Source organism: Ruegeria sp. AL12, from assembly GCF_056540885.1.
On the sequence record NZ_JBQFXN010000002.1, the window covers coordinates 588,769 to 613,378 of the forward strand.

The following is a 24,610-nucleotide window of genomic DNA, read 5'->3' on the forward strand; positions in this document are numbered from 1 at the left end:
AAATGGATCTCAAGTTGTTTTTGCTGGGTTCTCTGGCGATCAGCGCACCTGCCTACGCGCAGGATGCACCCATTGCGCATGATTCCGAGTTTTATATCCTTCAGGCCCAGAACAAGGATGCCTGGGAACAGGACGATACAGCCGTTGATCAGGCTCTCGCGGCATTTCGAGAGGAAAACGGTGGCAACCCCCCGAACATCATCAGTATTCTGGTCGATGACATCGGTTTTGGGGATATGGGTATCCCAGAATTGAACGCGGTACGCGGCATCAGTACCCCGAACATCAACGATTTTTCTGACGAAGCGATGCGCATGGTGCGCATGTATACCGAGCCATCCTGCACCCCGACACGTGTGGCCCAGACAACCGGTCGTCTGCCGGTTCGGATCGGAATGGGTGATACGACCGTCGACATCGCCGGTTTCGGTCTGCCCGGAGAGGAAGTGACGCTTGCCGAGGTTCTGAAGGCCGAAGGATATGCAACCTCGCATGTCGGCAAGTGGCACATGGGCGACATTGCCGAGAGCTGGGCAATGAACCAGGGGTTCGACTATGCGCAGCACGCCGTTCATCAACAGGGTCAGTTGACGATTTTCAATGACGATGCAATCCGCGAGCAGGTTTCGGTTGGTATCGCAGATTTCGACGACGACTACACGATCGACGACTGGTTCCGCCCCGATGCATCGGCCATGGCCACGGTGATCGAAGGAAATGCCGGCGGACCTGTTCGTGAGATCCGAATGGAGCCGGGTGAGCGTTGGAACGCAGCCAAATATGATGAGATGAACCAAGCATTTCAGGACAAAACCCTGAGTGAACTGGAACGCTTGGCCGGCGGTACAGAGCCGTTCTTCCTTCAGTATTGGCCGATGATCCCGCTGGACAACACGCGGGCCGGGCGTGACGGACCGGAAAGCGTCAATGGAGGTCTGTACGCCGACAAACTGCAAGAGCTGGATACGTATTTGGGCGCAATCTTCACGCGCATGGACGAGCTTGGCGTGGCGGATAATACGATTGTCGTGTTGATGGGCGACAACGGCCATTTCACCAAATATTCACCGGCCTCCGGTTTTACGCCAATGGTCTTTCGCGGAGGCAAAGGCGATACGACCGAAGGCGGGGTTCGCGTGGACGCTTTCATAAGGTGGCCGGGTCTGATTGAACCAGACAGCATGATCAACAACATTATTCATGTGTCTGATCTATATACGACGCTGGCTCGATTCGGCGGTGCGGTTCAGCATATTCCCCGGGACCGGTTGATTGATGGCGTGGATCAATCAGCCTCGATCCTGTTTCAAGATGAAAGCAAAGGTCGGCGTGATCACGTGATCATCTATTCGGTGAGTACCCCAAAGGCGATCGTCAAGGACAAGCTGAAGCTCAACCTTCCCGGGCCGGGTCAAAACGCGATCATTGCTGATTTCTTTGATGTGATGCGCGACACGCATGAAAAGTACCCGGTTTCGACCGAAGTTGGTGCTTGGGGCGGGCAGGAGTTCGTCCGCATATTGGGACGCCACATGGCGAGAAAAGAGCTGTTCCCCGATACTGGCCCCGCCACAGGTATGCCTTATGAAGGAATAGAAAACCTGCGGCCGGAAACGCAACAGGCAGTCGAGGCTTTCATGGTCAAAAGATCTGCGGCGCAACAATGAAACAAGGCCGCGCGCGTCAACAGAAATGCGCGGCCGCGAAATCGACACGCAAATAGGGCAAGCGTTGGCGTACTTCTTGGCCGCATCCGAAACAAATATTGCGCCCCGCTGGTATCAGCAGCTCTGCGCAATGGAGTAAACATATGCTTATTGTCTTAGGTCTCTATTTCGGAGTGATCTGGGTGGTGTTTTCCAAGCTGGGGCTGCTTCCATGGAACCGGTTCTGGAAATCTGTCGTCTATGGGGGTGCCGCAATCATTGCTCTGGTTGTAATCGGTGCCCTCAACCACACTACACCGACAGGGCCTGTTTCGGTGCAGGGCGTTGCCACCAACATTGCCCCCAATGTGTCAGGTACTGTCGTTGACGTTTCGGTCCGCCCCAACGAACGGGTCGCGAAAGGGGATCCGCTGTTCCGGATTGACGATACACCCTTTCGGATCGAAGTCGCCCGGCTGACAGCCAGTCTTGAAACCGCGCGTTCTGCGGCAGATCAGTTACAGTCCGACCTGGCAGCGGCGGAAGCCGACATTGAATCCCTCACCGCGCAATTGACCTTTGGCGTCCAGCGCCGTGACGACATTGTCGATCTTGAAAAGCGGGGGGCATCGACGACCTTCCAGTTGCAGGAAGCCGTGTCTGCCATCGATCAATTGTCCGCAAGCCTGCGCGCGGCCGAGGCGCGCAAAGCCGGTCTGGAGCGGCGGATTGCCGCCAAGATCGACGGCATTGATGCCGGTGTGGTCGAGGCTGAGCAGGCTTTGGCGCAGGCGCTTTGGAATCTGGAACAAACAGTCGTGCGCGCGCCGGAAGACGGCTTTGTCACCGCCGTTTCTCTGCGTCCCGGAAATCGTGTATCTATCGCACAGGGGGCGATCTCTTTTGTTGTCCCCGATGACCGCCATCTGATCGCAAGTTTGCCCCAATCAAGTCGCATGAACGTTTCCGTCGGCGACCAGATCCGCCTTGCGCTGCGAATCCAGCCGGGCGGCGAAATACCTGGGATCGTCATATCGTTGCCCGTAGGAACGGCAGAGGGCGTTGTTGACTCGCGCACGGGCCTTCCTTCACTGCGCGATCTGGCTGGCGTGTCCAGCTATCCGGTGCTGATCGAAGTTCCGGACCAGATCAATATCGAAGATTTTCCATTCGGGACTTCCGGCACGGCGCTGGTAATTACGGACAAGGCGGGCGCAATCAGTGTGTTGGCGGAAATCCTGTTCTGGATCACCAAAAAGCTGAATTACATCTGAAATATTGGAGGGACGAGATGAAAACAGAATTGGCAATAAGAGGCGCGGGTTTGGCCTTGGTTGCGGCGTTTGGCACAACCGCTTCCGCGCAGCAAAGCGATTGGTCCTATGAAGCGACGATTTACCTTTTCATGCCTGAAACGGAAACGTCTATCGAAACCCCGTCTGGGACATTGGACGGCACGTTGAGTTTCTCTGACGCTCTGAGCAACCTGGATTTCGCCTTTATGGGCGCGTTTGCGGCATCCAATGGGCGTTGGAGCCTGCTGGCTGACTACAATTATACAAATTTATCCTTCAGCAACAGTGGTGCCGATCCGTCTGGATCCACTCTCGATACATCATTCACCACCCAGTTCCTCAGTGGGTACGTGGCCTATCGGGTCTATGAAGATCCTTCCGTTCAACTGGACATTGCCGGTGGTTTCAGATGGTTCAGCACCGAAACCAATTTCACACTAACGTCCGGTTCGGCACCTGGGCGCACGACCGTTGTTGACGACGATTGGGTAGACCCGGTCATTGGCGCAAGAATACGTTACGTTTTTTCCGACAAATGGACGGGAACCGGGTTCATTGATTATGGTGGCTTCCGCAGTGACAGCGAAACGTGGCAGGTTCTGTTGACGGCAGATTATGCCATCAATGACAGATGGGTGATCCGTGGCGGATATCGCTATATCGCCTTCGACCATGAGATCAGCGGCAATGATTTCGAGTTCCATCAATCCGGGCCGGTGATCGGGGCGACCTACCGATTCTGATTGATTGTAAACGAATATTGTCTTCGGCTTCGACTTGGCACGAGAAGTCGGACGGGCAGATCGCGCATGTTTGGTCGGTGCAAACCTCCTTATTACAAGTTGTTTGCTGCGTTCCGCGAGCAGGAGTTCCAGCAACCATCCTGCTTTTCGGCGTGATGAAGGGCTGCAAATCTGGTGGCGCGGGTAAAAGCGGAGCGGGTCGCAACCGATCTGCTGCCGGATTGGCCGCCTGATCCGGTATCCAGGCGGCCCTGCCTGTCAGAACCAGCGACCAATTGCTGTGACGGATGGCGCCAAGGCTGCCGCATCCGAGATCGCCGAGAAGACAATGAATGTCGATTGGGACGACGAAGGTGTATCAAACCCGGTAAAACGGGTTGCAACGCCTCCGGTACCGTTCAGGTTCGGGGGCGTCGAAAAGTCAGCCGGAAAATCCCAGGTAATTGGGCCGCTTTTGAAAAGAGCACCCTCAGCAGTCGTGCAAGCCACGGGCGCAAGCATGGCCGTACAGATCTGAGTGCCGTCGGCAAACCGCACATAATCTCCGTTGGCGTTGCTGCCGCGCTCAATGACAGCGCCGGTCGGAACACCCGCGTTTTCCGTCACTGTTCCAAGAAGGTTTCCAGGGCCGTATCCATAGTCGGCGCGCATCAGTCGGCCCGAAGTCGTATCGCTGGCATCGGCCTGAACAGCTGCGCCCGACACGGTTCCGGCCACAGGATCAAAGGTCATCGCTTCAGTCCAGTTGCCGCCGTCAGGAGACACTTTGATGGAAAATCCGGTTGTGCCAGACAGTCCCATTTCCGCGTGACCCGTCCAGTTCGATTGGAACAACAGCGACGCGTTATCACCTGCGCTGGCTTTGTTGATCTTCAGCTGATGCCCGCCGCCTTCGTGGCTCAGCAAGGTCGCCGGGCTGCGAACGGACAAACGGTTTGTACTGTCTGAATTGGCCGCAACCCCGACTCCGTCCAGGTTCTGAGTACTGACAGGCAGGGGGGACCAGGCTGTTCCTGTCCAGTATTTCAGATCTCCGGCCGCTTCATCCCAGGCGCGCCAGCCAATGTCGGGGGTCACGAAATGCCAGGCGTTGTCCAGCCAGGCGGCAAGTTCACCGGCATGTCCTGTCCAGTCCCCGGTCGGGTTGGCTCCAAGGGCATGAACTTCGCCTTGCTCGGGGACAACAGGAGGTGTCCCGGAATCTGTTGACCGTACCGAGAGTTGCACGACCAGATCGAGCTGTCTCAGGGCTTCGTTGTGGGTAACGTGTTTTTGCGCTTGTGCCGGTTGCAGCAAAGGCAGGTTCAATCGGGGGGATGTTTGTGACACGGGGGGTCCTCCTGTGGCGTCGGTCCGAAGCTTCGGTTGCGCGCTACCCTGCCGCAAAGCGCGTCAATCCTGTCTGACCGGGCCGACCGCCCAGGGAAGATTTTGGTAAGATTCTGATGTCTGCGGGGAACCCGCCGATGGATGTTCCCGTGCAGAGCAGTGCCCGAAACTCAATCGCGGGCGTAGATGTCGTCGTATCGGATGATGTCGTCTTCACCCAGATAGGTGCCAGTCTGAACTTCGATCAAAACCATGGGAACTTTCCCGGGGTTTTCCATTCGGTGTGTCGCTCCCAGTGGGATATAGACGGATTGGTTTTCGGTTACCAAACGCTCCTGATCATCGATGGTGACCTTGGCCGTGCCTTCGACCACGATCCAATGCTCGGAACGATGATGGTGAGATTGCAGGCTGAGCGACGCGCCAGGATGCACATGGATGCGTTTGACCTGAAATCTGTCTCCGATCACAAGGCTTTCGAACCAGCCCCACGGACGATGATCCACCGGCAGGGATTCTGCCTGCTTCGCCCCCTTGGCCTTCAGTGCTGCAACGGCCTGTTTCACGTCCTGGGCCTTGTCCATGCTCGCGACCAGAACCGCATCGGGCATCGCAACGGCGATTACGTTTTCAAGACCCATTGCCACGACTTCCTGCGCCGGCGACTCGGACCGTATCAGTGCATTGCGGCAGTCGATTGCCGTTACTTCTCCGTTGGTCGCCACACCGTCTTCATCGGGGTTCGACAGCTCTTGAACCGCGGTCCAGCTTCCGACATCGGACCAGCCAGCGGAATAAGGCACCACGCTCAGGTTCAGGGCTTTTTCCATCACTGCGTAGTCTATTGAAATGTCTTCCACACCCGCCCATGCCGCCGGGTCCAGTCGAAGAAATCCCAAATCCGTTTTTGCCTCTGCAACGGCCTTTTGAACCGGCGGGATCAGTTCGCTCGCGTGCTGTTCAAAAGCTGCCAGGATATCGCGAACTGCAAACAGGAAGATCCCCGAGTTCCAAAGATAACTGCCATCTGACAACATCGCCTCGGCCGTTTTGCGGTCAGGTTTTTCCACAAAACGATCCAATGGGACAGCCTCATGGGTCGTATCCGGCGGATGGCGGAGTTTGAGATAGCCGTATCCGGTTTCCGGGTGCGTTGGAGTGATGCCGAAAGTTACCAGATCGCGCCGTTCACTTATTGCCCGTACGCCTTCGGCAACGGCTTGATGAAAGGCGTCCATGTCCGGAACCACGTGATCAGACGGCGCCACCAGCATGATGCCATCGGGATCTCGCGCCGCCAGATACAAGGCTGCGGCAAGAACAGCGGGGGCGGTGTTTCGACCTTCGGGCTCAATCAGAATTGGCCCGGGGTCAATTCCGACGGCCATCAATTGTTCCGGGACAATAAAGCGAAAAGCCTCGTTGGTCAGAACAAGTGGCTTTGCATACGGGGCCTGCGAAGGGCCGAGCATCCGTTCCGCGCAATTCTGCAACAGGCTTGTTTCGCCGACCAGAGGAACGAATTGCTTGGGATAGCTTTTGCGTGACAGGGGCCACAAACGTGTTCCCGAACCTCCGCAAAGAATGACGGGGTAGACTGTATTGGTCATGCACGTGCCTTCGAATTGCGGGTGACTGACAGTATTGCCATGTTTTTAGTCAAGTAAAACAATCTGTGGTTACTGAGCAGCTTTCCCCGTGGCGACAATGTCATTCAGATATTGGCTCAGATCATCGCGCAGGTCTTCGCGGGCAAGAGCAAAAGCAACGGTGGCTTGCAGAAAGCCTGATTTTGAACCGCAATCAAAACGCTGACCGTCGAATTTATAGCCGTAAGCCGGCACTCCCGCGGCAATGTCCTGGGCGATGGCGTCGGTCAGCTGGATTTCGCCGCCGCTTCCGGTTTTTTTTGCGTTGAGGTTGTTCAAAACGGACGGCCGAAGCACATACCGGCCGATGACCGCCAGATTGGATGGTGCCTCTGATGGGTCAGGCTTTTCAACCATGCCTCTGGTGGGGACGACAGACCCGATATTGTCGCCAACATCGAGCACGCCGTAAGAGCTTGTCTTTTCCTTCGGAACTTCCATCGCTGCGACCATATTGCCACCGGTTTCTTCGTAGGCCTCGATCATCTGTTGCAGACAGGGTTTGTCGGCGGCGATGACATCGTCAGGCAGCATGACGGCAAATGGTTCGTCGCCGATCAGCCGCCGGGCGCACCAGACCGCGTGTCCCAGCCCCAGAGCTTTGTGCTGGCGGATATAAGCGATCGCGCCGCTTTCCATATTCGTTTTGTTCAGCACGTCCAGAAGCTTGTTTTTGCCTTTGGCTCTCAACTCCTGCTCCAGCACCAGGTTGTGATCGAAATAATCTTCCAGCGCGGATTTCCCGCGCGACGTTACAAAAATGAACTCCTTGATCCCGGCGGCGCGGGCTTCGTCAATTGCATATTGCACCAGCGGACGATCCACCAGCGTCATGATTTCTTTCGGAACGGATTTGGTTGCTGGCAAAAAACGCGTTCCCATGCCCGCTACTGGAAAAACCGCTTTGGTAACTTTGCGTGTCATGGTGCCTCTCAATTATCAAGTTTTGCCAGCAGTGCAGGAAATGTCCGGAATGTCCTCATAGGCTGCAATACCCTGTCAATCAATGATGCCTGATGGATCAGGCTGCTATCAGTCAAATCGTGCCACCTTGCCAAGGAGGAGTCAAAAGCCCGGTCTGATGCGGTATCAATATAATCTTTATGTACGACGCGCTTGGATCATTGGCTGACTGCACAGTGTAGAGCGGGACACATCACCACCGGTCCATCAAGAAAAAATTCGTAGGCTTGTTCTTCGCGACGTGTCTTGCAGATCATGGCGTTCCACGAACCGACCCGACCGGGTTGCCGCGCCGCGTATCATGTTATTTTTGCGTGGTTTTCCCATGCGGAAAACCGCAACCCGCCCAAAGTCGCCCACAACCCTCTTTTCGGAAGCAAACGGCTTGAAGGACAAGCCGCGTCAAAGGGTGCAGACGGACAGAGTATCTTCCTTGGCAAAAGGCCGGCTGACCGCCTTGTTCAACGCATCCGAGTTTTTGATTCGCCCTTTCAAATTCTGTTCTCGAATGGGCAACAATTGTCACGCGGTTCCATAGATAGGTTCTGGAAACGCCTGATTGTTGCACATTGGATCGATGAGCAGGCCGGGTGTCAGAGTCGGTTGAACATCTTGGTTTGTCTCACGGGGCCAGGCTTGTTTTCATCAGCGCATCCGGAAAGCAGGTCTGTTCGATGCCAAGGGTTTCTTGCCATCGACCTATCGAACGACGCGTTTTGAACCCCGGCAGCCCATCGACCCCTCCGACATCATGCCCTTTTTGTTCCAACGCCTGCTGCATCTTGGCAATATCGGATCTGTACAGCCCGCCGACCCTTGCCCAAGCGCCATTGAAATCGCCGATTCCGTATTGAATACGGTCGCCAACATGGCCGACAAACAAGGCATACAGGTCGCTTTTGTTGTATTCCTTTAGAACGTAGAAGTTTGGCGTAACCAGAAAAGCCGGACCATGTCGTCCTGCGGGCATCATCAAATACCCGTCACCACGCAGCTCATGGGCCGGAAAGGGGTTGCCCGAGACGCGACGTACCCCCATCTCAACCCAGTCCTGAATAGGTCGCCCCTGATCAGGGCCTTCCAAAGCGCAAGAGACATTTTGGGGTACGAAAACTTCGAATCCCCAGTCCCGTGCAGGAACCCAGCCGTGCTTCATGAGGTAGTTTCCGATTGAAGCAATCGTATCTTCGGGTGACCCCCAAATATCAGCCGCCCCGTCGCCGTTGCCGTCGACAGCATAAGACAAGTAGTTGGACGGCATGAATTGAGGCTGACCCAAAGCGCCAGCCCAACTGCTTTTCATTTGCCGGGCGGGCTGGTGCCCTGCCTCTGCGATTTGCAGGGCGGCAACAAGTTCGGTTGAGAAATAGTCTGCACGGGTGCTCATGAAGGCCTTGGTCGACAGTACCCTGAAAGCATCATGCCGGATCGGAACCTGTCCGTATCCGCTCTCTCTTCCCCAGATCGCCAGAATTATGCGGGCAGGAACGCCGGTTTCGGCTTCGACCGCCGCCAGAGTTGCGGCATGGCGCCGTGCCATTTTACGTCCTGCTGATGTTGCGCCTTGCACCGACCCCGGATTGAAATAGCGACCGGGTGAGCCAAACTCGGCCTGTTTCTGGACCTTGGGAGTTATGCGCGTGCTTCCCGGTGGCACCAGATCCGGCAATTTCCAGTCAAGGGTCACGTCAGAGAGGGCTTGTTGCATCGTCTCTCGTGTCACACCTTTGGCCTTTGCCCGGGGCCAAACGGTTTCCTGCAACCACGACTGAAACTGGCGTTCGATCGCCGCACGATCCTGCGCCAACGAGGGCTGAAAGAGCAGGATCAACCCGAAGGAGAATACCAGAATACGCATCTTCATTTTGTCTGTCCCGGTTGGGATTGCAAGTCAATGGGAAGATACCGCGCATCCTTGGTTCTATATACCCGAAGTTGAATCGGGTTAGACTTGGGCAATTTGTGGTTTGAAAAACTCTTGAGAAAATTCACGCACTTGTCGATAGTCGAATAAAATTTGTTTGAGGAAAGGGCAGTCAGTTGTGGCACAAGTAAAAATGCCCAATCAAGTTCCTCGGCTCGCGATGGCGTTGATCCTGTTTGTGTCGATGCCGCAAATGGTTGCCGCCAGCGACAGTTTTATGGAACCGCAAGGACCTATTGCCGCCATCCAGAAAACGCATCTGCTGCGAGCGACCGCTTTGATCATGGTGGCTGTTATCCCTGTCCTGATACTGGTGCCGTTGATCGCGTTTCGATATCGCCGCCGAAGGAACAGTCACGCAGCTTACCGACCGGATTGGGATTTTTCAGCGAAACTGGAATTCCTCATGTGGGGTGTGCCTGTTGTGATTGTGGCGCTCCTGTCGTTCTACCTATGGAAGGCCACCCATCGGCTTGATCCGTACGCGTCGACGTTTGGCGAAGACCCGGCCTTGCGCGTGCAGGTTGTCGGGCTGGATTGGAAGTGGCTGTTCATCTATCCCGATCTTGGTATCGCCAGTGTGGGCGAGTTCGGCATTCCCACCAAAAGGCAAGTGGCCATGACGCTGACCACCGATACAGTCATGCAATCCTTCATGATCCCTGCGCTGGCGGGCCAGATTTACGCGATGCCGGGAATGACCACGCAACTGCATCTGGTCGCGGACGTCCCCGAGGTCATGCAAGGCGAGAACACGCAGTACAACGGGCGGGGTTTTACCAAACAGAAATTTCGAACCGTTGCCATGCACAGTGATGAATTTGAAAGCTGGGCCCGGAAAGTCCGCGAAAATGGTATCCGACTGGACCCGGAAACGTATCAGATGCTCGCGATGCGGACAGACAGGGATGAGGTGCAGGCGGCGCTGGGCACCGACAAGATGCCAAAGGACGCGCTGTACTTCACGATGGAACAAGATTTGTTTCAAACAATCCTGCACCGCTATCACAGCGGCAAAGCACTGCCGGTGGATCAACAGCCAGGAACGGCATCCTTCGGGCAGGAGGTGCAGCAATGACGCCGTCCTATTCAGGATTCCTCGGCCGCCTCGACTGGGATGCGCTTCCGATCACAGGGTTGATCCAGAACCCGAACGCGAATGAGATCGTAGCCAACGCTGCGGCCGCGATCGTCTTGGTTGGCGTTGTCGTCGTGGTCGGCCTGCTCAGCTGGTTTCGGTTGTGGACGCCCCTTTGGCGCGATTGGCTGACCAGTGTTGATCACAAGAAGATTGGGATCATGTATGTCGTCTTTGCCATCGTGATGCTGGCGCGCGGCGTGTTGGAAGGCGTTGTCATGCGCGCGCAGCAGGCCGCCGGCCCGGGCGACGGGTTCCTGGAAGCCGAACATTTCGCCGAGCTGTTCAGCACCCATGGCACGATCATGATTTTCTTTGTCGCGGTGCCCTTTGTCTTTGGCATCGCGAACTACGTCGTCCCGTTGATGATCGGGGCGCGGGATGTGGCGTTCCCGCGCTTGAACCAGATCAGTCTGGGCCTGACGGTGTCCTCGGGCATGATGCTTATGGTTTCGCTGGTCGTGGGGCGGTTTTCGACCGGTGGCTGGACGGCCTACCCGCCGTATACCGGCGCCGCCTTCAATCCGGGCGTTGGGCCGGACTACTGGATCTGGGCGATCGTTGTTTCGGGTGTCGGCACGACGCTTACCGGTATCAATTTTGCCGTTACGATCTACAAGATGCGCGCGCCGGGCATGACCTTCATGCGGCTGCCGATGTATTGCTGGACCATCATATGCAGTTCGATCCTGATCGTCTTTGCCATGCCGCCGTTGGGCGTCGCGGCGCTTTTGCTGGCCGCGGACCGCTATTTGGACTTCCACTTTTTCACCAATGACCTCGGCGGCAACATGATGAACTATGCCAATCTGTTCTGGCTGTTCGGCCACCCCGAGGTTTACCTGCTGGTTCTGCCCGCTTACGGCATCTACTCCGAGGTTTTTGCGACTTTTTCGGCCAAGAGGCTCTACGGCTACAACTCGCTGGTCATCGCCACGATGTCGATCGCGGTTCTGTCGTTTACCGTCTGGCTGCACCACTTCTTCACCATGGGGCAGAGCGCCCTGATCAACGCCGTTTTTGGCATCGCAACCATGCTGATCGCCATTCCCACCGGTGTAAAAGTCTATGACTGGATGGCGACTTTGTGGCGGGGGCGCATCCGGTTCTCGGTGCCGATGCTGTATGGATTGGCCTTTTTGATGTTGTTCGTGATTGGTGGCCTGAGCGGGGTCATCCTGGCCAATCCGACCGTGGATTATCAGGTGCACAATACGCTGTTCCTGGTGGCCCACTTCCACAACGTACTGTTGCCGGGCGTGCTGTTTGGACTGTTGGCCGCCTATAACTACTGGTTCCCCAAGGCATTCGGATTTCGCCTGAACGAATTCTGGGGCCACGTGACTGTCGCCCTCTGGACCTTAGGGTTTTTGCTGACCTTCATGCCGCTTTATTTCGTCGGGCTGATGGGGATGCCGCGTCGTTCTTTCAGCTATGATGACCCATCTTTCCATCCCTTCATGATGGTGGCGATCGTCGGGGCGCTGATAATTACCTGCGCGTTGCTCTCGGTTCTGATCCAACTTTGGGTCAGCATCCGCGACCGCGAAAAGACCCGCGTTCCCGTTGGAGATCCATGGGATGGGCGGACGTTGGAGTGGTCAATCCCGTCGCCGCCGCCGCCGTACAACTTTGCGATCATCCCAACCGTTACGGACCGGGATGATTTTGCGGCGGCAAAGGAAAAGGGGGCGGCCTATCCAACGCCCGACGCCTATGAGGATATCGATTTGCCGCGCAATACAGGCATTGGCTTCGTTCTGTGTGTCATGAGTGGTATCTGGATGTTCGCGCTGGTCTGGTGGATCTGGTGGTTGGCTGCATTGATGACGGTTCTGATGATCCTGGCGGTGATCGTCTGGACGTTCGACGACAGTACCGAGCTGACCATACCTGCGGAGGAAGTGCGCAAGGATCACGAAGCCTGGCTCGCACTGGTTCACGGTGAAAAGGCGGTGGATCGCGATTTCGAGACGTCTTCGGAAAATCGCGGCCTCGCCCGCCCCGATCTGGAGGCGATGACATGAAGCGCGCGCCCACCCACAGCTATCCGGGTATCAATCTGGGGGAACGTCACGCGAGCGCTGACAAGGCGACCGAGGTCGTCACCTTCGGGTTCTGGGTCTTCTTGATGAGCGACCTGGTCTATTTCGGCCTGATGTTTGCGATATACATCACGATGATCGATGCACAGGCCGGTGGTCCAGGCCCGCACGAGCTGTTTGATCTCAAAAGCGTCTTTGCGCAGACGCTCATCCTGTTGACAAGCAGCCTGACGGTTGGCCTTGCCATGCTGGCGCTGAAATACAATCTGCCGCGCGCTCGCATTGTCTTGTGGTTTGGCGTCACGCTTTTTCTGGGCATCAGTTTCCTGGTGCTGGAGGTGCGTGATTTCATGGCCATGGCGGAACAAGGTGGCATTCCGCAGCGCAGCGGTTTCTTGTCGGCCTTCTTCGGACTTGTTCCGCTGCATGGTCTGCATGTCGCCGCGGGGTGCCTGTGGCTGATCGTTCTGGGTATTCAGCTGCGCGTGAAAGGGATGACGGACGTCATTATCTCGCGTGTGGTGCGGTTGGCGCTGTTCTGGCATTTTCTGGACCTGATCTGGATCGGGATCATCACCATCGTTTATTTCGGAGGTCTGACCTATGGATAAACGCTCTGAAATGCACCGTCGCGAGCGTCGGCGCTATGTGATCGGATACGGTGGTTCGCTGCTGTTGACTTTTGCGACCTTCGGCGTGGCCCATCTGTTTGGGATCGAAACCCCCGGTGTTTACCTGACAATTGGATTGTTGGGTCTGGCCCAACTTGTTCTGCAACTTGTTTATTTCCTGCACATCGATCGCCGGCGCAGCAGCCGCGAAGACCTGCATCTGGTTCTGTTTTCCACGATGGTTCTGTTGATCATGATTTTTGGAACGGTCTGGGTGCTGGGCAATCTGGCAATTCGAATGCACATGCATGTGATGTGATGCGCATGGGTCGTGCGCAGAAAGGGATACGAAAATGAAGCCACTCAAAATCGCAGCCGTGGCTTTGATACTTGCAGCAATTGCAGTCGGTCTTGTTCTGTTCTGGAGGCACGAAGAGCGCTACCCGTCCACTCAGGATGCATATCTGGGCGCGAACATCATCTATGTCGCTGCGCAGGTGACAGGGCAGGTGGACGATGTACATGTGATCGAAAACCAGCCCGTGAAAAACGGCGATCTGCTTTTCACGATCGACGACACTCAATTCAAGGCTTCGGTGGATGCAGCCAAAGCCAATCTGGACAGTGCGATACAACAGGCCAAATCCTATTCCACACAGATTGCCGCGGCTGAGGCTTCGGTGGACAGCGCCCAATCGGCCTACGATACTGCATTGAAGAGTTTTGAACGTGCGAAAGCCCTGTTTGCATCAGGCGATGTCGCACAGGCATCGCTGGATCAGACGGCCTCGGATTTCGCCCAAGCCTCTGCAAGGTTGACGACCAGCCAGTCCAGCCTTTTGGCACTGAAAAGTGGGTTGCAGGCGAAACAGGATGATATCCTGTCTGCGCGGGCACAGCTTGAAATAGCAGAAACCAACCTTGCCTGGACCAAGATCCATGCCGCAGCCGACGGATGGATCGCCAATCTGACCCTTCGCCCCGGATCCTCGGTGTCCGCCAATGCCCCACAATTTTCGATTGTCGAATCGTCCGATTGGTGGGTGGACGCGAACTTCAAAGAGACCGCATTGGCGCGCATTCGTCCGGGTCAGCCGGTCACGATACGTGTCGATATGCTCCCTGGGACGACGCTCACAGGTAAGGTGGCGTCGATCGGGCGAGGGTCCGGGGACACGTTTTCCTTGTTGCCCTCGGAAAACGCGAGCGGGAATTGGGTCAAGGTCACCCGGCGATTTCCAGTTCGGATCGAGCTTGACCCGACCGATGCGCCCTTGCGTGTCGGAGGCAGCAGCAAAGTTGTCGTAGATACAACAGGCCCGGTGGACGGCAAATGACCCCTGCGGCGTCCGGCCATGTGAACATGGTGATCGTGATCGCCGTTGTTCTCAGCGCCATTCTGGAAGTCTTGGACAGTACGATTGTCAATGTGGCGTTGCCGCATATCCAGGCCGCATTCGGGGCGACGACCGATCAGGCGACATGGATTCTGACCAGCTATATCGTTTCCGCGGTGGTCATCATGCCGTTGACAGGGTTCGTCGCCCGACGCGTGGGCCGACGACGGTTGATTCTGACGGCGGTGACTGGTTTTGCCGTCATGTCGATGATGTGCGGCATGTCCTGGAGCCTTGAGGTCATCGTTGCCTTTCGGCTGGCTCAGGGCATGTTCGGCGCTTTCCTGATCCCTTTGTCCCAGTCCATTCTGTTCGATGCCTTCCCGCGGGAAAAGCGCGGACAGGCAATGGCCATTTTCGGTCTGGGCGTCGTGGTAGCGCCGGTACTGGGGCCAACGGTCGGTGCAATCCTGACCGAATATTTTTCCTGGCGGATGGTCTTCTTTGTCAATGTTCCCGTGGCGGCCCTTGCGCTGCTTCTGCTGGCCGGAGAATTGCCGGAGGACAAAACCGAGGAGGTTCAGATCGATTGGAAAGGCCTTGCTCTGCTGGCTCTTGGAATCGGGTGCCTTCAATTCGTTCTGGATCAAGGCGAGACACTGGACTGGATGTCGTCCCGCGTCATCCAGGTGGCCGTGATCGCTGCAATTCTCGGGGCGTTTGGTTTCATTTTTCACGCGTTGACCTCTCGCAATTCGGTTGTGGACCTGCGTCTGTTCGCAGATCGAAACTTTGCCCTGTGCAATCTGATCATCGCGGGTTTTGCCGTGTCTCTGTTCGGGGGCATCGCGATTTTGCCGACGCTTGTTCAAAGCCTGCTGGATTTCCCTGTCATCGCGTCGGGCCATCTGTTCATTCCGCGTGGCCTGACCGCAGGGCTGTCCATGGTTCTGACCGGCGCAGTTCTGGTAAACCGCTTTGATCCGCGCCTGCTGGCGGGCATCGGTCTGTTGCTGACGGCGATCGGGAATTTCATGATGGGTGCCATCAACCTCAATGCCGGTTTTTGGGAGCTCGCATGGCCGGGGGCCATCAGCGGCCTCGGGATGGGTCTTGTGTTCGTGCCCATGTCGATACTGGCTTTCGAGAGCATCAGTAAAGGCCGGCAGGACGAAGCCTCCGGTCTGTTCAACGTGACAAGGCAATTGGGATCGTCGGTTGGCATCTCGCTGGTCGGCACCTGGGTTGTACGCGGGTTGCAGACCAATACGGCAGTGCTCAGCCAGAATGTGACGCCGTACAACCCCGCAGCCCAGGCGTATCTGAGCCCGCTTGGCCTTGCACCGGACAGCGCTGAAGGTGCTGTCATTCTGGGCCAAGAAATCATGAAGCAGGCCGAGATGATTTCCTATTTGACCGTGTTCAACAATCTGGGTCTGCTTGCCTTGGCCACTATTCCATTGCTTTTCTTTTGTCGCGCTCCGAAGCCCGGGTCACATGTTGCCGCTCATGTGCATTAGCGCGTCAAGGTCAGCCCAAGCCACAGGGCAAACCAGCACAGCGCCAGGCTGATCAGGATATTGCCAGCTGCCAGAACCAGAGTCCGCTCGCGCCGAAGCTCAAGAGACTGATAGGCAAAGCTGGAAAACGTGGTGAACCCGCCGCAGAATCCAAAGACCAGCCGTCTTTGATCCTCGGGGATGTCGACAGGGCCGCCCAGATAGCCGATCCAGATCCCCAGCAGCAGGCTGCCCAATACATTGACGATCAACGTCGAAAAGGGCAAATCGTGCCGCACTTTCAAAGCCAGCCAATGACGTAGGACCGCCCCCAGGCCTCCGCCCAGTCCGAACATCGCATGAAGATAGAGGTCATTCATGACGGTGGCCTCTCGGAATGAAAATGGTTGCCCAGTTTCTCTCCGACCAGCGCAGCGCCAATGCCGAAAGCGATTTCCAACCCGACGGCAAGCGGCACGGCCCAAAGATCACTTTCGGCAATACGTTCCAGATCAGCTACGAAAGACGAAAAGGTGGACAACCCACCACAAAACCCGACCGCGCCCAGATGCAGCACATGCGCGTGCAACTTGTGACGTATTGAATACAGCCACCCCAAGACGAAACAGGCCGCCACGTTGATGCCCAAGGTCGACGTGAGGAAACTGAGGCCGGGGATTTCCAGCGCGAAAACTTCGCGCAACAACGATCCCAGCGCCCCTCCGGCAAAGACGGCGAGAAACATAAGGCTCTTTCGGTCGCGCCGGTGTTGGGAATGCGTCTTTGTCAAGTGAATGCCTGTCGCCTTCTGGTATACGTGGCATATCCACTGGCGACACCCTGTTCAACTGTTGAGCCACCGTAACGCGTTTTCACGTTTTCGTCTTCGGGCGGATAAATTCCCGCGAAAGCTTGCAATTAAAAATCAATCTGTTTCACGTTGAGTGCTGTTGGAACCCGCAACCGCCGGTCGGAACCACGAGGAGACAGGAACATGATTGTACGCAGGATCTACTATTTTCTGAGCTATGTCTGCCTGCCGCTCGTGTTGCTGTTGGGGTTCTTCTGGCCGCCCGTACATTGGCTTTTGGTCATCTTGGTGCCCTACGCGGTCATCGGCCTTTATGATGTTTTGACTACCAAGCACAATGTTCTGAACAACTATCCGGTTCTGGGGCATTTCCGGTACATGCTTGAATTCGTCAGCCCGGAAATTCGACAGTATTTCGTTGAAACCAACGAAAGCGGCCGACCTTACAACCGGATCGTACGCGGGCTGGTCTATTCCCGCGCCAAGGGCCAGATGGATACGCAGGCCTTCGGAACGCAATACGACATAAACGAGGTTGGATATCACCGCGCAAATCATTCGCTTGCGCCCAAACATGTGGACAAAAGCGAAGATCGCATCATGTTGGGCGGGCCACAATGCACGAAGCCGTACAGTGCCTCGCGTCTCAATGTTTCGGCCATGAGCTTCGGCGCGCTGAGTGCCAACGCCATCCGCGCGCTGAACGGCGGGGCAAAAGACGGAGGCTTTGCCCACAATACCGGTGAAGGCGGGTTGTCTCCTCACCATCTGGCCGAAGGCGGCGACATCATCTGGCAGATTGGGACGGGCTATTTTGGATGTCGAACGCCGGAAGGCGGGTTTGACAAGGACAAGTTTGCCGAAAGGGCCACAAAGGATGTGGTCAAGGCAATCGAAATCAAATTGTCCCAAGGTGCCAAACCTGCGCATGGGGGCGTTCTTCCCGCTGCCAAGGTCGATGCCGAAATTGCCGAAATCCGCGGGGTGCCCGAGCATCAGGATGTGATTTCCCCCCCAACTCACAGTGCCTTTGACGGGCCCTCGGGGTTGATGCACTTCGTTCAACATCTGCGCGAAATGTCCGGCGGCAAACCTGTCGGCTTCAAATTGTGTATTGGCAACCCGTCCGAGTTCATGTCGATCTGCAAGGCCATGCTCGAGACAGGAATTTTGCCGGACTTCATCACCATTGACGGATCAGAAGGGGGTACGGGCGCGGCCCCGGTCGAATTCACCAACCGCCTGGGCATGCCCCTGAACGAGGCGCTGATTTTCGTAAACAATTGCCTGCGTGGCGTTGGGCTGCGCGACAAGATCCGTATCATTTGTGCGGGCAAAGTGGCGACCGGATACGACATGGTCGAGAAATTCGCGCTTGGTGCGGATATGTGCAATGCGGCACGGGCGATGATGTTTGCGGTGGGCTGCATTCAGGCCTTGCATTGCAACACCAACCGTTGTCCGTCCGGGGTCGCCACCCAGGATCCGGTTCGTGGGCGCGCGGTGAACATCCCGCAAAAGCGGCGGCGTGTTCACCGGTATCACGACGCAACACTGGAAAGTTTCCGCGAACTCTTGGGTGCGATGGGAAAGGAAAAAGTGTCCGAGCTGCATCCGCGCGACATTTTGCGGCGCACGGCGGACGAGCATGAGCGCACCTATGGCGAGCTTTACACCTATCTGGAGGATGGTGCGTTGCTGGCAGATGTGGTTCCCGAGGAATTCGCGGCGGATTGGGAACGCGCTTCGGCATCTCGTTTCTGAGACCCGATCCGTCACAAACAACCGTTTACCCAGAACAGGCGTGAGCGAACTGCGCCCGCGCTCACCGTTTTGTCATGTGGATCAACTCAACTGGGGTTCGATCTGGGATTGTTGGCCACATGCGTGTTGATCCTGCGAATGCTCCATTCAACGGAATCCCGCATCGCGCGTCCCAAGGCCAAATCAAACGCTTTGATCAGATCTGATGTCTGGTCGCTTGCGGCAACGACATTTTCCTGAAACGAATTCGAAGCGATGATCTTGTCGTCGTATTCATCGATGACCTTGATGTTCATGCGCACTTCGATACGGATTTTGTCTCCGTTCTCGGGATCCGCGACAACGATGCCCTGAAACTCGCGCAGGTCCGGTGCGATCACGTAATCAGCGCGCAGACCAACCGTTGACCGTCCGACGGCAGCGACTTTGCCAGAGTTCTCAAAGCTTTCGATCAACAGCGTCTGAACGATCAGGGGTGCGCGATCCACCCATCGCGCCCGTGGCAAATACTGAACCTGAAACGGGGTGGGCTGAATGGCGATCTGATCCGTGTTCACTGCGGCGGTTGCCGTTGGTTCTTCAACAACGATCTGTTTCTGTATTCGCGGCAGCGCCGACGAAAACGTGCTTTTGGGTGTCAACAGATATAAATCGTTGGGTTTCGCGGCTTGTTTCAAAGTGCCCAACCCGGCACATCCACCGACCAATGCAAACGTCAGAATTGCAATTGCAGGCTTGATCATTGACGGAACTCCGATGCTTGGGTGCCCAGCAGAAACCGCGCAGGATCACGTTCGACCTTGTCCACCAGACGGTCGAGGCTGATTACCAGGCGTTGGGATTCTTCGACGAAGCGGATAAATTGCGGCAGACCCACGCGCAGGAAGTCTGACACCTGCCGGCGGTTGGTCTGCACGATGCCGTCAATTGTCCCCAACAGCTCTGAGGCAGAGTTCGACGCGCTCAGGACATCGTCTGAAATCTGATCGATCTTACCGGTGATGTTCGAGACTGTTTCGGTGACCTGGTTGGCCGCCTTCCGGATATCTTCCGCAACGGGCGCCACGTCTTCTTTCATGACGCGGTTGGCTGATTCAAAGGCCGTTTCCGCCGAAGACAGCGCACCTTTGGCCGTGTCCATTGCAGATGTGATCGAACCAAGTGTCGTGTTGGCGTTCAACACGGTCTCGTTCACGATCCCCAAAGTGACGCTGCCTTCATCCGACAAGAGGGTCAACCGTTCGGCCAGTTGCGACCCGCGTTCGATGAAAGGTCGAACGTCTTGCTGCAAAATGCGGTCTGCCGTTTCGATCGTCGTTTTCACTTCGTCCAGCGCAGCCCTGGCTGACTCGGACGCGGACTTGACCGAATTGAGCGTGTCCGTGCCGGTCTTGAGGGTCGTATCCGCCGTTTCGATCAAAGGGTCCAGACGTTTTGAAAATTCACCAATATCCTTGGCTGCACTGCCAATGTCGCTGGCCACGGATTCAAAGCTTGTCAATGTTTTGTCCAGCCGGCCGGTTGCCGAGGCAAGGTTGTCCAGAATGCTGCTCACGGCTTGCCGGTTCTTGTCGTCGACGACCTTGTTCAGGCTTTCCAGAAGTGTAACGGCCTCGTCCAGCACTTTTGGTGCGCCTTCAAACAATGACTGGATGGTGCTGCGCTTGCTTTTGATCACGCTGTCTTGCGGCAGCCTTTTGGCAGTCGGTGACCCGCCGGTAAGTTCAACGTAACCGACGCCGGTGACACCCAGCGATTGAAGCTGGGCGATCGTTTCTTCGGTGATCGGAATATCTGCATCCACTTCTATTCGCACGCGAACCTTGGAGGGATCGTCCTCGTCCAGGTTCAGAGAGATCACCTGCCCAACAGGAAGGCCGTTGAAATTCACCCCGCCCGCCGCCGAAAGCCCCGAGACGTTATCGAACAATACATCGAAATAAGCGTATTGGCGGGTCACTTCGAATTTCGCCAACCACAGGAAAAAGCCGAAAACGCCCAACAGCCCCGCAAGGGTGAACGCGCCGATCAGGATGTAATTTGCTCTGGTTTCCATCGCCTTTACCTGTCCTGACCCTTCTGTTGCGCCGCGCGGGCGCGGGGGCCTGTGAAATATTCCTGCACCCAAGGATGATCCACTTTGGTCATATCCTCAATCGGACCTTCAACCAGCACGCGTTTTTCTGCAAGCACTGCAATTCGGTCACAGATGGCGTAAAGGCTGTCCAGATCATGGGTGACCATGAAAACAGTCAACCCAAGTGCCTGCTGCAATTCGCCGATCAGTTCATCATATGCAGCCGCGCCAATCGGGTCCAATCCGGCGGTCGGCTCATCCAGAAAAACGATTTCGGGATCAAGCGCCAGCGCCCGTGCCAGGGCGGCGCGCTTTCGCATGCCGCCCGACAGTTCCGATGGAAACTTGCCGCAACTCAGCTGGGGCAGACCCACAAGGCTGATCTTCAACGCCCCCAGCGATTCCATCAGTTTTTCACTGATGCCCGTATGTTCTCGAAGTGGGGCCATCACGTTTTGCAATACGGTCAGCGATGAAAACAGCGCGCCGTCCTGAAAGGCCACGCCCCAGTGGCGTTCGATCCTGCGGCGATCTTCTTCAGGGCCGTTTAAGACATCCACGCCCAGCACTTCGATACTGCCGGCGGCTGGTTTGTTCAGACCCACAATCGTACGAAGCAAAACGGATTTTCCGGTTCCGGACCCGCCAACGATGCCCAGAACCTCGCCGCGCCAGACATCAAGGTTCAGATCGTCATGAACCACTTGGGTTCCGAATTGGTTCCTGAGACCGCGAACGCGGATCACGGCGTCACGCTGCGCTGCGGTCTGTTCCGTTTCGTGTTGCGTGCCATCATTCATGTCAGATTCCGATTTCGGAAAAGAAAATCGAAAACAATGCGTCGATTGCAATCACCATGAAAATGGATTGCACAACCGATGCGGTTGTACGCTGCCCCACGCTCTGGGCCGACCCTTTGACCTGCAAGGCCTGCCAGCATGCGATGACCCCGATGACCAGCGCAAAGAACGGTGCCTTGATCAGCCCAACCGCAAGTTGCCAGACATCGGTGTTTTCCTTCAAACGGGTGACAAACATGCCAGGGCTTACGCCCAGATCAATCCAGCTCATCAGGGCGCCGCCGAACAGGCCGGCCATATCTGCGACAAAGCCAAGAATGGGCAGCATGATCAGCAACGCCAAAACACGTGGAATGACAAGAACCTCGATCGGGTCAAGGCCCAGCGTCCGCATGGCGTCGATCTCTTCCTGTACTTTCATCGAACCGATCGAGGCCGTGAATGCCGAACCCGAGCGGCCGGCAACAATAATCGCGGTCAGCAAAATTCCCAGTTCTCGCAGAACCGAGATCGAAATCAGTTCGACCACAAAGATCTCGGCCCCGAACTGTTTCAATTGTGTCGCACCCTGAAAGGCCAGCACGACACCGATCAGAAAACCCATCAGGGCCACGATGGGAAGGGCTTTGACCCCGGTTTCCTCCATATGAGTGACAAGGGCCGCTTTGCGCAGACGCCACGGCATGACCAGGGTCCGAAACAAGCGGTGCAGGGTAAGGCCCAGAAATTCGAGGATCGACAGGGTATCCTTCCAGGCACCGAATGTGCCCTGACCCACATGAGCGACCCAATCCAGAAAACCGCGAGGGTCCTCAAGCTTGCCGGGTTTGTCCGGGATGCTGCGTGTCACCGTGTCTATCAGTGTCGCATGTGCGGGTTTCACGCCTTGAAACTCCAGCGTGGCACCGTTTGACGTGAACCTCCGGCCTAGGTCCGCAACCAGCCAGGCTCCGCCCGTATCCAGTGCTTCGATACCGGACAGGTCAAAAACGACCTTGCCCCCGCAAGGTTGGACCGCAGCAAAATCACGCTCCACGGTTTGCAGGGATTGTGTGAGCAACTCACCAGAAATGCGCACTTGATTGCCGCTGGCGTCGCGCTCTGATGTGATCGTTGGCTGCGTCATGGTGCCATGTGAAGTAAAACATTCAATGCCTGCAATGACTTTGTGCCCTTTGACCCGGTTTTTGCCGCAAAGGATGGCCTTGGCGTCACGCCGTACCATGAGCAGTAGCAAGCATAACTGGAGACTTGGGCGTTACTTTTCGCGGCTCAAGTCAGGCAGGAAAAGAAAACGCAGGGCTGTTCGACTAATCGGTTGCGCGAAAAACGGAAGCGGGACACATTCCGCTGCGGAACCCTGGGTGCGGAATTCGGAGAAGTCGGTATGCATCACGCCAAGAACGTTCTGTTCATCATCATCGATCAATTGAGAGCAGATTGCCTCAACGGCGCTCTGGCCGAGCACGTGCAGCTACCGAACCTGCGGGCTTTCATGGACGAGGCGGTAAGTTTTACGCGCCACTTCTCTGTCACCAATCCCTGTGGGCCATCCCGCGCATCGATTTTGACCGGCCAATACGCGATGAACCACCGTTCCGTGCGAAATGGTACCCCACTGCGTCATGATACGCCGAACATCGCCACGGAAATGCGAAAGGCGGGTTATATGCCGATGCTGTTCGGGTACACCGATACGTCTGCCGATCCCCGGGTCCATGATCCCAACGACCCCGTGCTCAAATCTTACGAACAATCGATGAACGGGTTCCTTGAAGTTGTCGAAATGCGCCTGGAAGAGTCATACCCTTGGCGATCATATTTGATGAAAAATGGTTATACGTTCGATACATATTGGGATGTCTACAAACCTGTCTCACCGGATGGTCAAACGCCCAAGCTGAACGACCCGGCCATGTATCGGGCAGAACACAGCGACACAGCCTTCCTGACCGATGCGTTTCTGGACGGGATTGCACCTCATCAAGGCAAGGGATGGTTTGCTCATCTGACTTACATCCGTCCACATCCTCCTTTGGTTGCGCCTGCCCCGTATAACGACATGTACGATCCGGCGGAAATCCCTCTGCCGAAACGCCTGCCGAGCGAAGCCGCTGAAAAGGCGCTGCATCCGTTTTTCGGGCCAAAGCTGGACGCCTATACGGCAGAAAAGTTCGTTCATGGCTTTGCTGACGTTGAGCCAACGGATGAAAATATCCGCACTTTGCGTGCCGTTTATCTGGGATTGGCGACCGAGGTCGATCACCATATCGGGCGCGTTGTTCAGTATCTCAAGGACAGCGGGCAATACGACGATACCATGTTGGTCATTACGGCTGATCATGGCGAAATGCTGGGCGACAGGCACAGCTGGGGCAAAATGACTGTGTACGACGCTGCCTATCACACACCGTTGATGATACGCCTTCCGGGGAACGAGGCCATGGCCGGCGCGAAAGTGACCGTTCCTACCGAGTCGATTGATGTTACGCCGACTATCCTTGATTGGATTGGGCAGACTGTTCCAAACGCCATGGATGGCAGGTCTTTGCTGCCCTTGTTGCACGGCGACGTTCCCGATGACTGGCGCAGCTATTCCTTCAGCGAGCTGGATTTCTCGGAACCCGAAGAACCGACCCTCTGGCAACGGCGGTTAGGAACGGGCAACAGTGATTCCTGTCTGGCAATATTGCGGGACGAACGATTCACGTTGATCGAATTTGCAGCTGACCTGCCGCCGATCCTGTTTGATCATCAGGGACAGGGAGAATTCGAAAACCTTGCGGAAAACCCCGCGTTCGCGGCTGATCTTGCCCGGTTGGGCAGACAGATGCTGCGCCATCGGATGCGAAACATGGATCATACCTTGTCGTTGCACTCCATCACGTCCGAAGGCGCGAAGTCCCGTTCCAGATATTAGGATAACTGAACGTTTTCGCGCTCTTTTCAGTCGGATCAGGGAAGATGCATGAGACGTTT

At 56.2% G+C, this 24,610-nt stretch carries 21 protein-coding genes; 11 read left to right on the forward strand and 10 right to left on the reverse strand.

Annotated features, from left to right (window positions below; genetic code table 11):
- Positions 1 to 2 precede the first annotated feature (2 nt).
- From ACR0C6_RS10530 to ACR0C6_RS10540, 3 genes are all read left to right on the forward strand, one after another.
- Positions 3 to 1,667 (forward strand): sulfatase-like hydrolase/transferase, encoded by a 1,665-nt coding sequence (locus ACR0C6_RS10530; protein WP_480446970.1) that lies wholly within the window; start codon positions 3 to 5, stop codon positions 1,665 to 1,667.
- Between the two features lie 143 nt (positions 1,668 to 1,810).
- Positions 1,811 to 2,920, forward strand: a complete 1,110-nt coding sequence (locus tag ACR0C6_RS10535; RefSeq protein ID WP_480619178.1) for an HlyD family secretion protein — start codon at positions 1,811 to 1,813, stop codon at positions 2,918 to 2,920.
- Between the two features lie 17 nt (positions 2,921 to 2,937).
- Positions 2,938 to 3,684, forward strand: coding sequence for an outer membrane protein (locus ACR0C6_RS10540; protein WP_480619180.1), 747 nt, complete (start codon positions 2,938 to 2,940; stop codon positions 3,682 to 3,684).
- Between the two features lie 258 nt (positions 3,685 to 3,942).
- On the opposite strand, the gene ACR0C6_RS10545 is transcribed toward ACR0C6_RS10540, so the two are convergent.
- From ACR0C6_RS10545 to ACR0C6_RS10560, 4 genes are all read right to left on the reverse strand, one after another.
- A complete protein-coding gene (locus ACR0C6_RS10545; protein ID WP_480619182.1) occupies positions 3,943 to 5,013 on the reverse strand; it encodes a DUF2793 domain-containing protein in 1,071 nt (356 codons plus the stop codon).
- Between the two features lie 170 nt (positions 5,014 to 5,183).
- Positions 5,184 to 6,623 (reverse strand): mannose-1-phosphate guanylyltransferase/mannose-6-phosphate isomerase, encoded by a 1,440-nt coding sequence (locus ACR0C6_RS10550; RefSeq protein WP_480619184.1) that lies wholly within the window; start codon positions 6,621 to 6,623, stop codon positions 5,184 to 5,186.
- A gap of 69 nt (positions 6,624 to 6,692) precedes the next feature.
- Positions 6,693 to 7,586, reverse strand: a complete 894-nt coding sequence (gene galU, locus ACR0C6_RS10555; protein WP_480619186.1) for a UTP--glucose-1-phosphate uridylyltransferase GalU — start codon at positions 7,584 to 7,586, stop codon at positions 6,693 to 6,695.
- A gap of 661 nt (positions 7,587 to 8,247) precedes the next feature.
- Complete coding sequence (locus tag ACR0C6_RS10560; RefSeq protein WP_480619250.1) at positions 8,248 to 9,483, reverse strand: lytic murein transglycosylase; 1,236 nt, start codon at positions 9,481 to 9,483, stop codon at positions 8,248 to 8,250.
- Positions 9,484 to 9,682: 199 nt separating this feature from the next.
- Here ACR0C6_RS10560 and ACR0C6_RS10565 point away from each other — a divergent pair, with 199 nt between their 5' ends.
- Genes ACR0C6_RS10565 through ACR0C6_RS10590 form a run of 6 tightly spaced genes read left to right on the forward strand, consistent with a single transcriptional unit; the run spans position 9,683 to position 16,200 of the window.
- Positions 9,683 to 10,627, forward strand: coding sequence for a cytochrome ubiquinol oxidase subunit II family protein (locus tag ACR0C6_RS10565; protein WP_480619188.1), 945 nt, complete (start codon positions 9,683 to 9,685; stop codon positions 10,625 to 10,627).
- Positions 10,624 to 12,714, forward strand: coding sequence for a cbb3-type cytochrome c oxidase subunit I (locus tag ACR0C6_RS10570; protein ID WP_480619190.1), 2,091 nt, complete (start codon positions 10,624 to 10,626; stop codon positions 12,712 to 12,714). Before ACR0C6_RS10565 ends, ACR0C6_RS10570 begins: the two co-directional genes overlap by 4 nt.
- Positions 12,711 to 13,343 carry a cytochrome c oxidase subunit 3 gene (locus tag ACR0C6_RS10575; protein ID WP_171636380.1) on the forward strand — a complete coding sequence of 211 codons (633 nt, stop codon included), beginning with the start codon at positions 12,711 to 12,713 and terminating at the stop codon, positions 13,341 to 13,343. The genes ACR0C6_RS10570 and ACR0C6_RS10575 overlap by 4 nt, the downstream gene beginning before the upstream one ends.
- Complete coding sequence (locus ACR0C6_RS10580; RefSeq protein ID WP_224856200.1) at positions 13,336 to 13,662, forward strand: cytochrome o ubiquinol oxidase subunit IV; 327 nt, start codon at positions 13,336 to 13,338, stop codon at positions 13,660 to 13,662. Before ACR0C6_RS10575 ends, ACR0C6_RS10580 begins: the two co-directional genes overlap by 8 nt.
- A gap of 34 nt (positions 13,663 to 13,696) precedes the next feature.
- Positions 13,697 to 14,680: an HlyD family secretion protein gene (locus ACR0C6_RS10585; protein ID WP_171229436.1), complete on the forward strand. Its 984-nt coding sequence runs from the start codon at positions 13,697 to 13,699 to the stop codon at positions 14,678 to 14,680.
- Positions 14,677 to 16,200 carry a DHA2 family efflux MFS transporter permease subunit gene (locus tag ACR0C6_RS10590; RefSeq protein ID WP_171331477.1) on the forward strand — a complete coding sequence of 508 codons (1,524 nt, stop codon included), beginning with the start codon at positions 14,677 to 14,679 and terminating at the stop codon, positions 16,198 to 16,200. The genes ACR0C6_RS10585 and ACR0C6_RS10590 overlap by 4 nt, the downstream gene beginning before the upstream one ends.
- Here the strand turns inward: ACR0C6_RS10590 and crcB are convergent.
- Both crcB and ACR0C6_RS10600 read right to left on the reverse strand, forming a co-directional pair.
- Positions 16,197 to 16,559 (reverse strand): fluoride efflux transporter CrcB, encoded by a 363-nt coding sequence (gene crcB / locus ACR0C6_RS10595; protein WP_152460498.1) that lies wholly within the window; start codon positions 16,557 to 16,559, stop codon positions 16,197 to 16,199. The genes ACR0C6_RS10590 and crcB overlap by 4 nt on opposite strands.
- Positions 16,556 to 16,924, reverse strand: coding sequence for a fluoride efflux transporter FluC (locus tag ACR0C6_RS10600; RefSeq protein ID WP_480446979.1), 369 nt, complete (start codon positions 16,922 to 16,924; stop codon positions 16,556 to 16,558). Before ACR0C6_RS10600 ends, crcB begins: the two co-directional genes overlap by 4 nt.
- A gap of 249 nt (positions 16,925 to 17,173) precedes the next feature.
- On the opposite strand from ACR0C6_RS10600, the gene ACR0C6_RS10605 reads away from it, so the two are divergent.
- Positions 17,174 to 18,754, forward strand: a complete 1,581-nt coding sequence (locus ACR0C6_RS10605; protein WP_480446980.1) for an FMN-binding glutamate synthase family protein — start codon at positions 17,174 to 17,176, stop codon at positions 18,752 to 18,754.
- Positions 18,755 to 18,840: 86 nt separating this feature from the next.
- On the opposite strand, the gene ACR0C6_RS10610 is transcribed toward ACR0C6_RS10605, so the two are convergent.
- From ACR0C6_RS10610 to ACR0C6_RS10625, 4 genes are read right to left on the reverse strand one after another with little or no spacing between them, the layout of a single operon-like run.
- Complete coding sequence (locus tag ACR0C6_RS10610) at positions 18,841 to 19,497, reverse strand: ABC-type transport auxiliary lipoprotein family protein (RefSeq protein WP_152460495.1); 657 nt, start codon at positions 19,495 to 19,497, stop codon at positions 18,841 to 18,843.
- Positions 19,494 to 20,810: an MlaD family protein gene (locus tag ACR0C6_RS10615; RefSeq protein WP_480619192.1), complete on the reverse strand. Its 1,317-nt coding sequence runs from the start codon at positions 20,808 to 20,810 to the stop codon at positions 19,494 to 19,496. The genes ACR0C6_RS10610 and ACR0C6_RS10615 overlap by 4 nt, the downstream gene beginning before the upstream one ends.
- Before the next feature lie 5 nt (positions 20,811 to 20,815).
- Positions 20,816 to 21,631 (reverse strand): ABC transporter ATP-binding protein, encoded by an 816-nt coding sequence (locus ACR0C6_RS10620; protein WP_480619194.1) that lies wholly within the window; start codon positions 21,629 to 21,631, stop codon positions 20,816 to 20,818.
- A gap of 1 nt (position 21,632) precedes the next feature.
- Positions 21,633 to 22,757 carry an ABC transporter permease gene (locus ACR0C6_RS10625; RefSeq protein ID WP_224856179.1) on the reverse strand — a complete coding sequence of 375 codons (1,125 nt, stop codon included), beginning with the start codon at positions 22,755 to 22,757 and terminating at the stop codon, positions 21,633 to 21,635.
- Between the two features lie 261 nt (positions 22,758 to 23,018).
- On the opposite strand from ACR0C6_RS10625, the gene ACR0C6_RS10630 reads away from it, so the two are divergent.
- Positions 23,019 to 24,551 (forward strand): alkaline phosphatase family protein, encoded by a 1,533-nt coding sequence (locus ACR0C6_RS10630; RefSeq protein ID WP_480619252.1) that lies wholly within the window; start codon positions 23,019 to 23,021, stop codon positions 24,549 to 24,551.
- Positions 24,552 to 24,610: the final 59 nt, after the last annotated feature.

What these genes read in the sequence shown, in the direction of transcription:
- ACR0C6_RS10570 (WP_480619190.1), top strand. Translation starts at nt 10,624, where the DNA reads ATGACGCCGTCCTATTCAGGATTCCTCGGCCGCCTCGACTGGGATGCG.
- ACR0C6_RS10580 (WP_224856200.1), top strand. Translation starts at nt 13,336, where the DNA reads ATGGATAAACGCTCTGAAATGCACCGTCGCGAGCGTCGGCGCTATGTG.
- ACR0C6_RS10630 (WP_480619252.1), top strand. Translation starts at nt 23,019, where the DNA reads ATGCATCACGCCAAGAACGTTCTGTTCATCATCATCGATCAATTGAGA.
- ACR0C6_RS10620 (WP_480619194.1), bottom strand. Translation starts at nt 21,631, where the DNA reads ATGAATGATGGCACGCAACACGAAACGGAACAGACCGCAGCGCAGCGT.
- ACR0C6_RS10540 (WP_480619180.1), top strand. Translation starts at nt 2,938, where the DNA reads ATGAAAACAGAATTGGCAATAAGAGGCGCGGGTTTGGCCTTGGTTGCG.
- ACR0C6_RS10590 (WP_171331477.1), top strand. Translation starts at nt 14,677, where the DNA reads ATGACCCCTGCGGCGTCCGGCCATGTGAACATGGTGATCGTGATCGCC.
- ACR0C6_RS10610 (WP_152460495.1), bottom strand. Translation starts at nt 19,497, where the DNA reads ATGATCAAGCCTGCAATTGCAATTCTGACGTTTGCATTGGTCGGTGGA.
- ACR0C6_RS10625 (WP_224856179.1), bottom strand. Translation starts at nt 22,757, where the DNA reads ATGACGCAGCCAACGATCACATCAGAGCGCGACGCCAGCGGCAATCAA.
- ACR0C6_RS10565 (WP_480619188.1), top strand. Translation starts at nt 9,683, where the DNA reads ATGCCCAATCAAGTTCCTCGGCTCGCGATGGCGTTGATCCTGTTTGTG.
- crcB (WP_152460498.1), bottom strand. Translation starts at nt 16,559, where the DNA reads ATGAATGACCTCTATCTTCATGCGATGTTCGGACTGGGCGGAGGCCTG.
- ACR0C6_RS10615 (WP_480619192.1), bottom strand. Translation starts at nt 20,810, where the DNA reads ATGGAAACCAGAGCAAATTACATCCTGATCGGCGCGTTCACCCTTGCG.
- ACR0C6_RS10560 (WP_480619250.1), bottom strand. Translation starts at nt 9,483, where the DNA reads ATGCGTATTCTGGTATTCTCCTTCGGGTTGATCCTGCTCTTTCAGCCC.
- ACR0C6_RS10585 (WP_171229436.1), top strand. Translation starts at nt 13,697, where the DNA reads ATGAAGCCACTCAAAATCGCAGCCGTGGCTTTGATACTTGCAGCAATT.
- ACR0C6_RS10600 (WP_480446979.1), bottom strand. Translation starts at nt 16,924, where the DNA reads ATGTTTCTCGCCGTCTTTGCCGGAGGGGCGCTGGGATCGTTGTTGCGC.
- ACR0C6_RS10530 (WP_480446970.1), top strand. Translation starts at nt 3, where the DNA reads ATGGATCTCAAGTTGTTTTTGCTGGGTTCTCTGGCGATCAGCGCACCT.
- ACR0C6_RS10535 (WP_480619178.1), top strand. Translation starts at nt 1,811, where the DNA reads ATGCTTATTGTCTTAGGTCTCTATTTCGGAGTGATCTGGGTGGTGTTT.
- ACR0C6_RS10575 (WP_171636380.1), top strand. Translation starts at nt 12,711, where the DNA reads ATGAAGCGCGCGCCCACCCACAGCTATCCGGGTATCAATCTGGGGGAA.
- ACR0C6_RS10605 (WP_480446980.1), top strand. Translation starts at nt 17,174, where the DNA reads ATGATTGTACGCAGGATCTACTATTTTCTGAGCTATGTCTGCCTGCCG.
- ACR0C6_RS10550 (WP_480619184.1), bottom strand. Translation starts at nt 6,623, where the DNA reads ATGACCAATACAGTCTACCCCGTCATTCTTTGCGGAGGTTCGGGAACA.
- galU (WP_480619186.1), bottom strand. Translation starts at nt 7,586, where the DNA reads ATGACACGCAAAGTTACCAAAGCGGTTTTTCCAGTAGCGGGCATGGGA.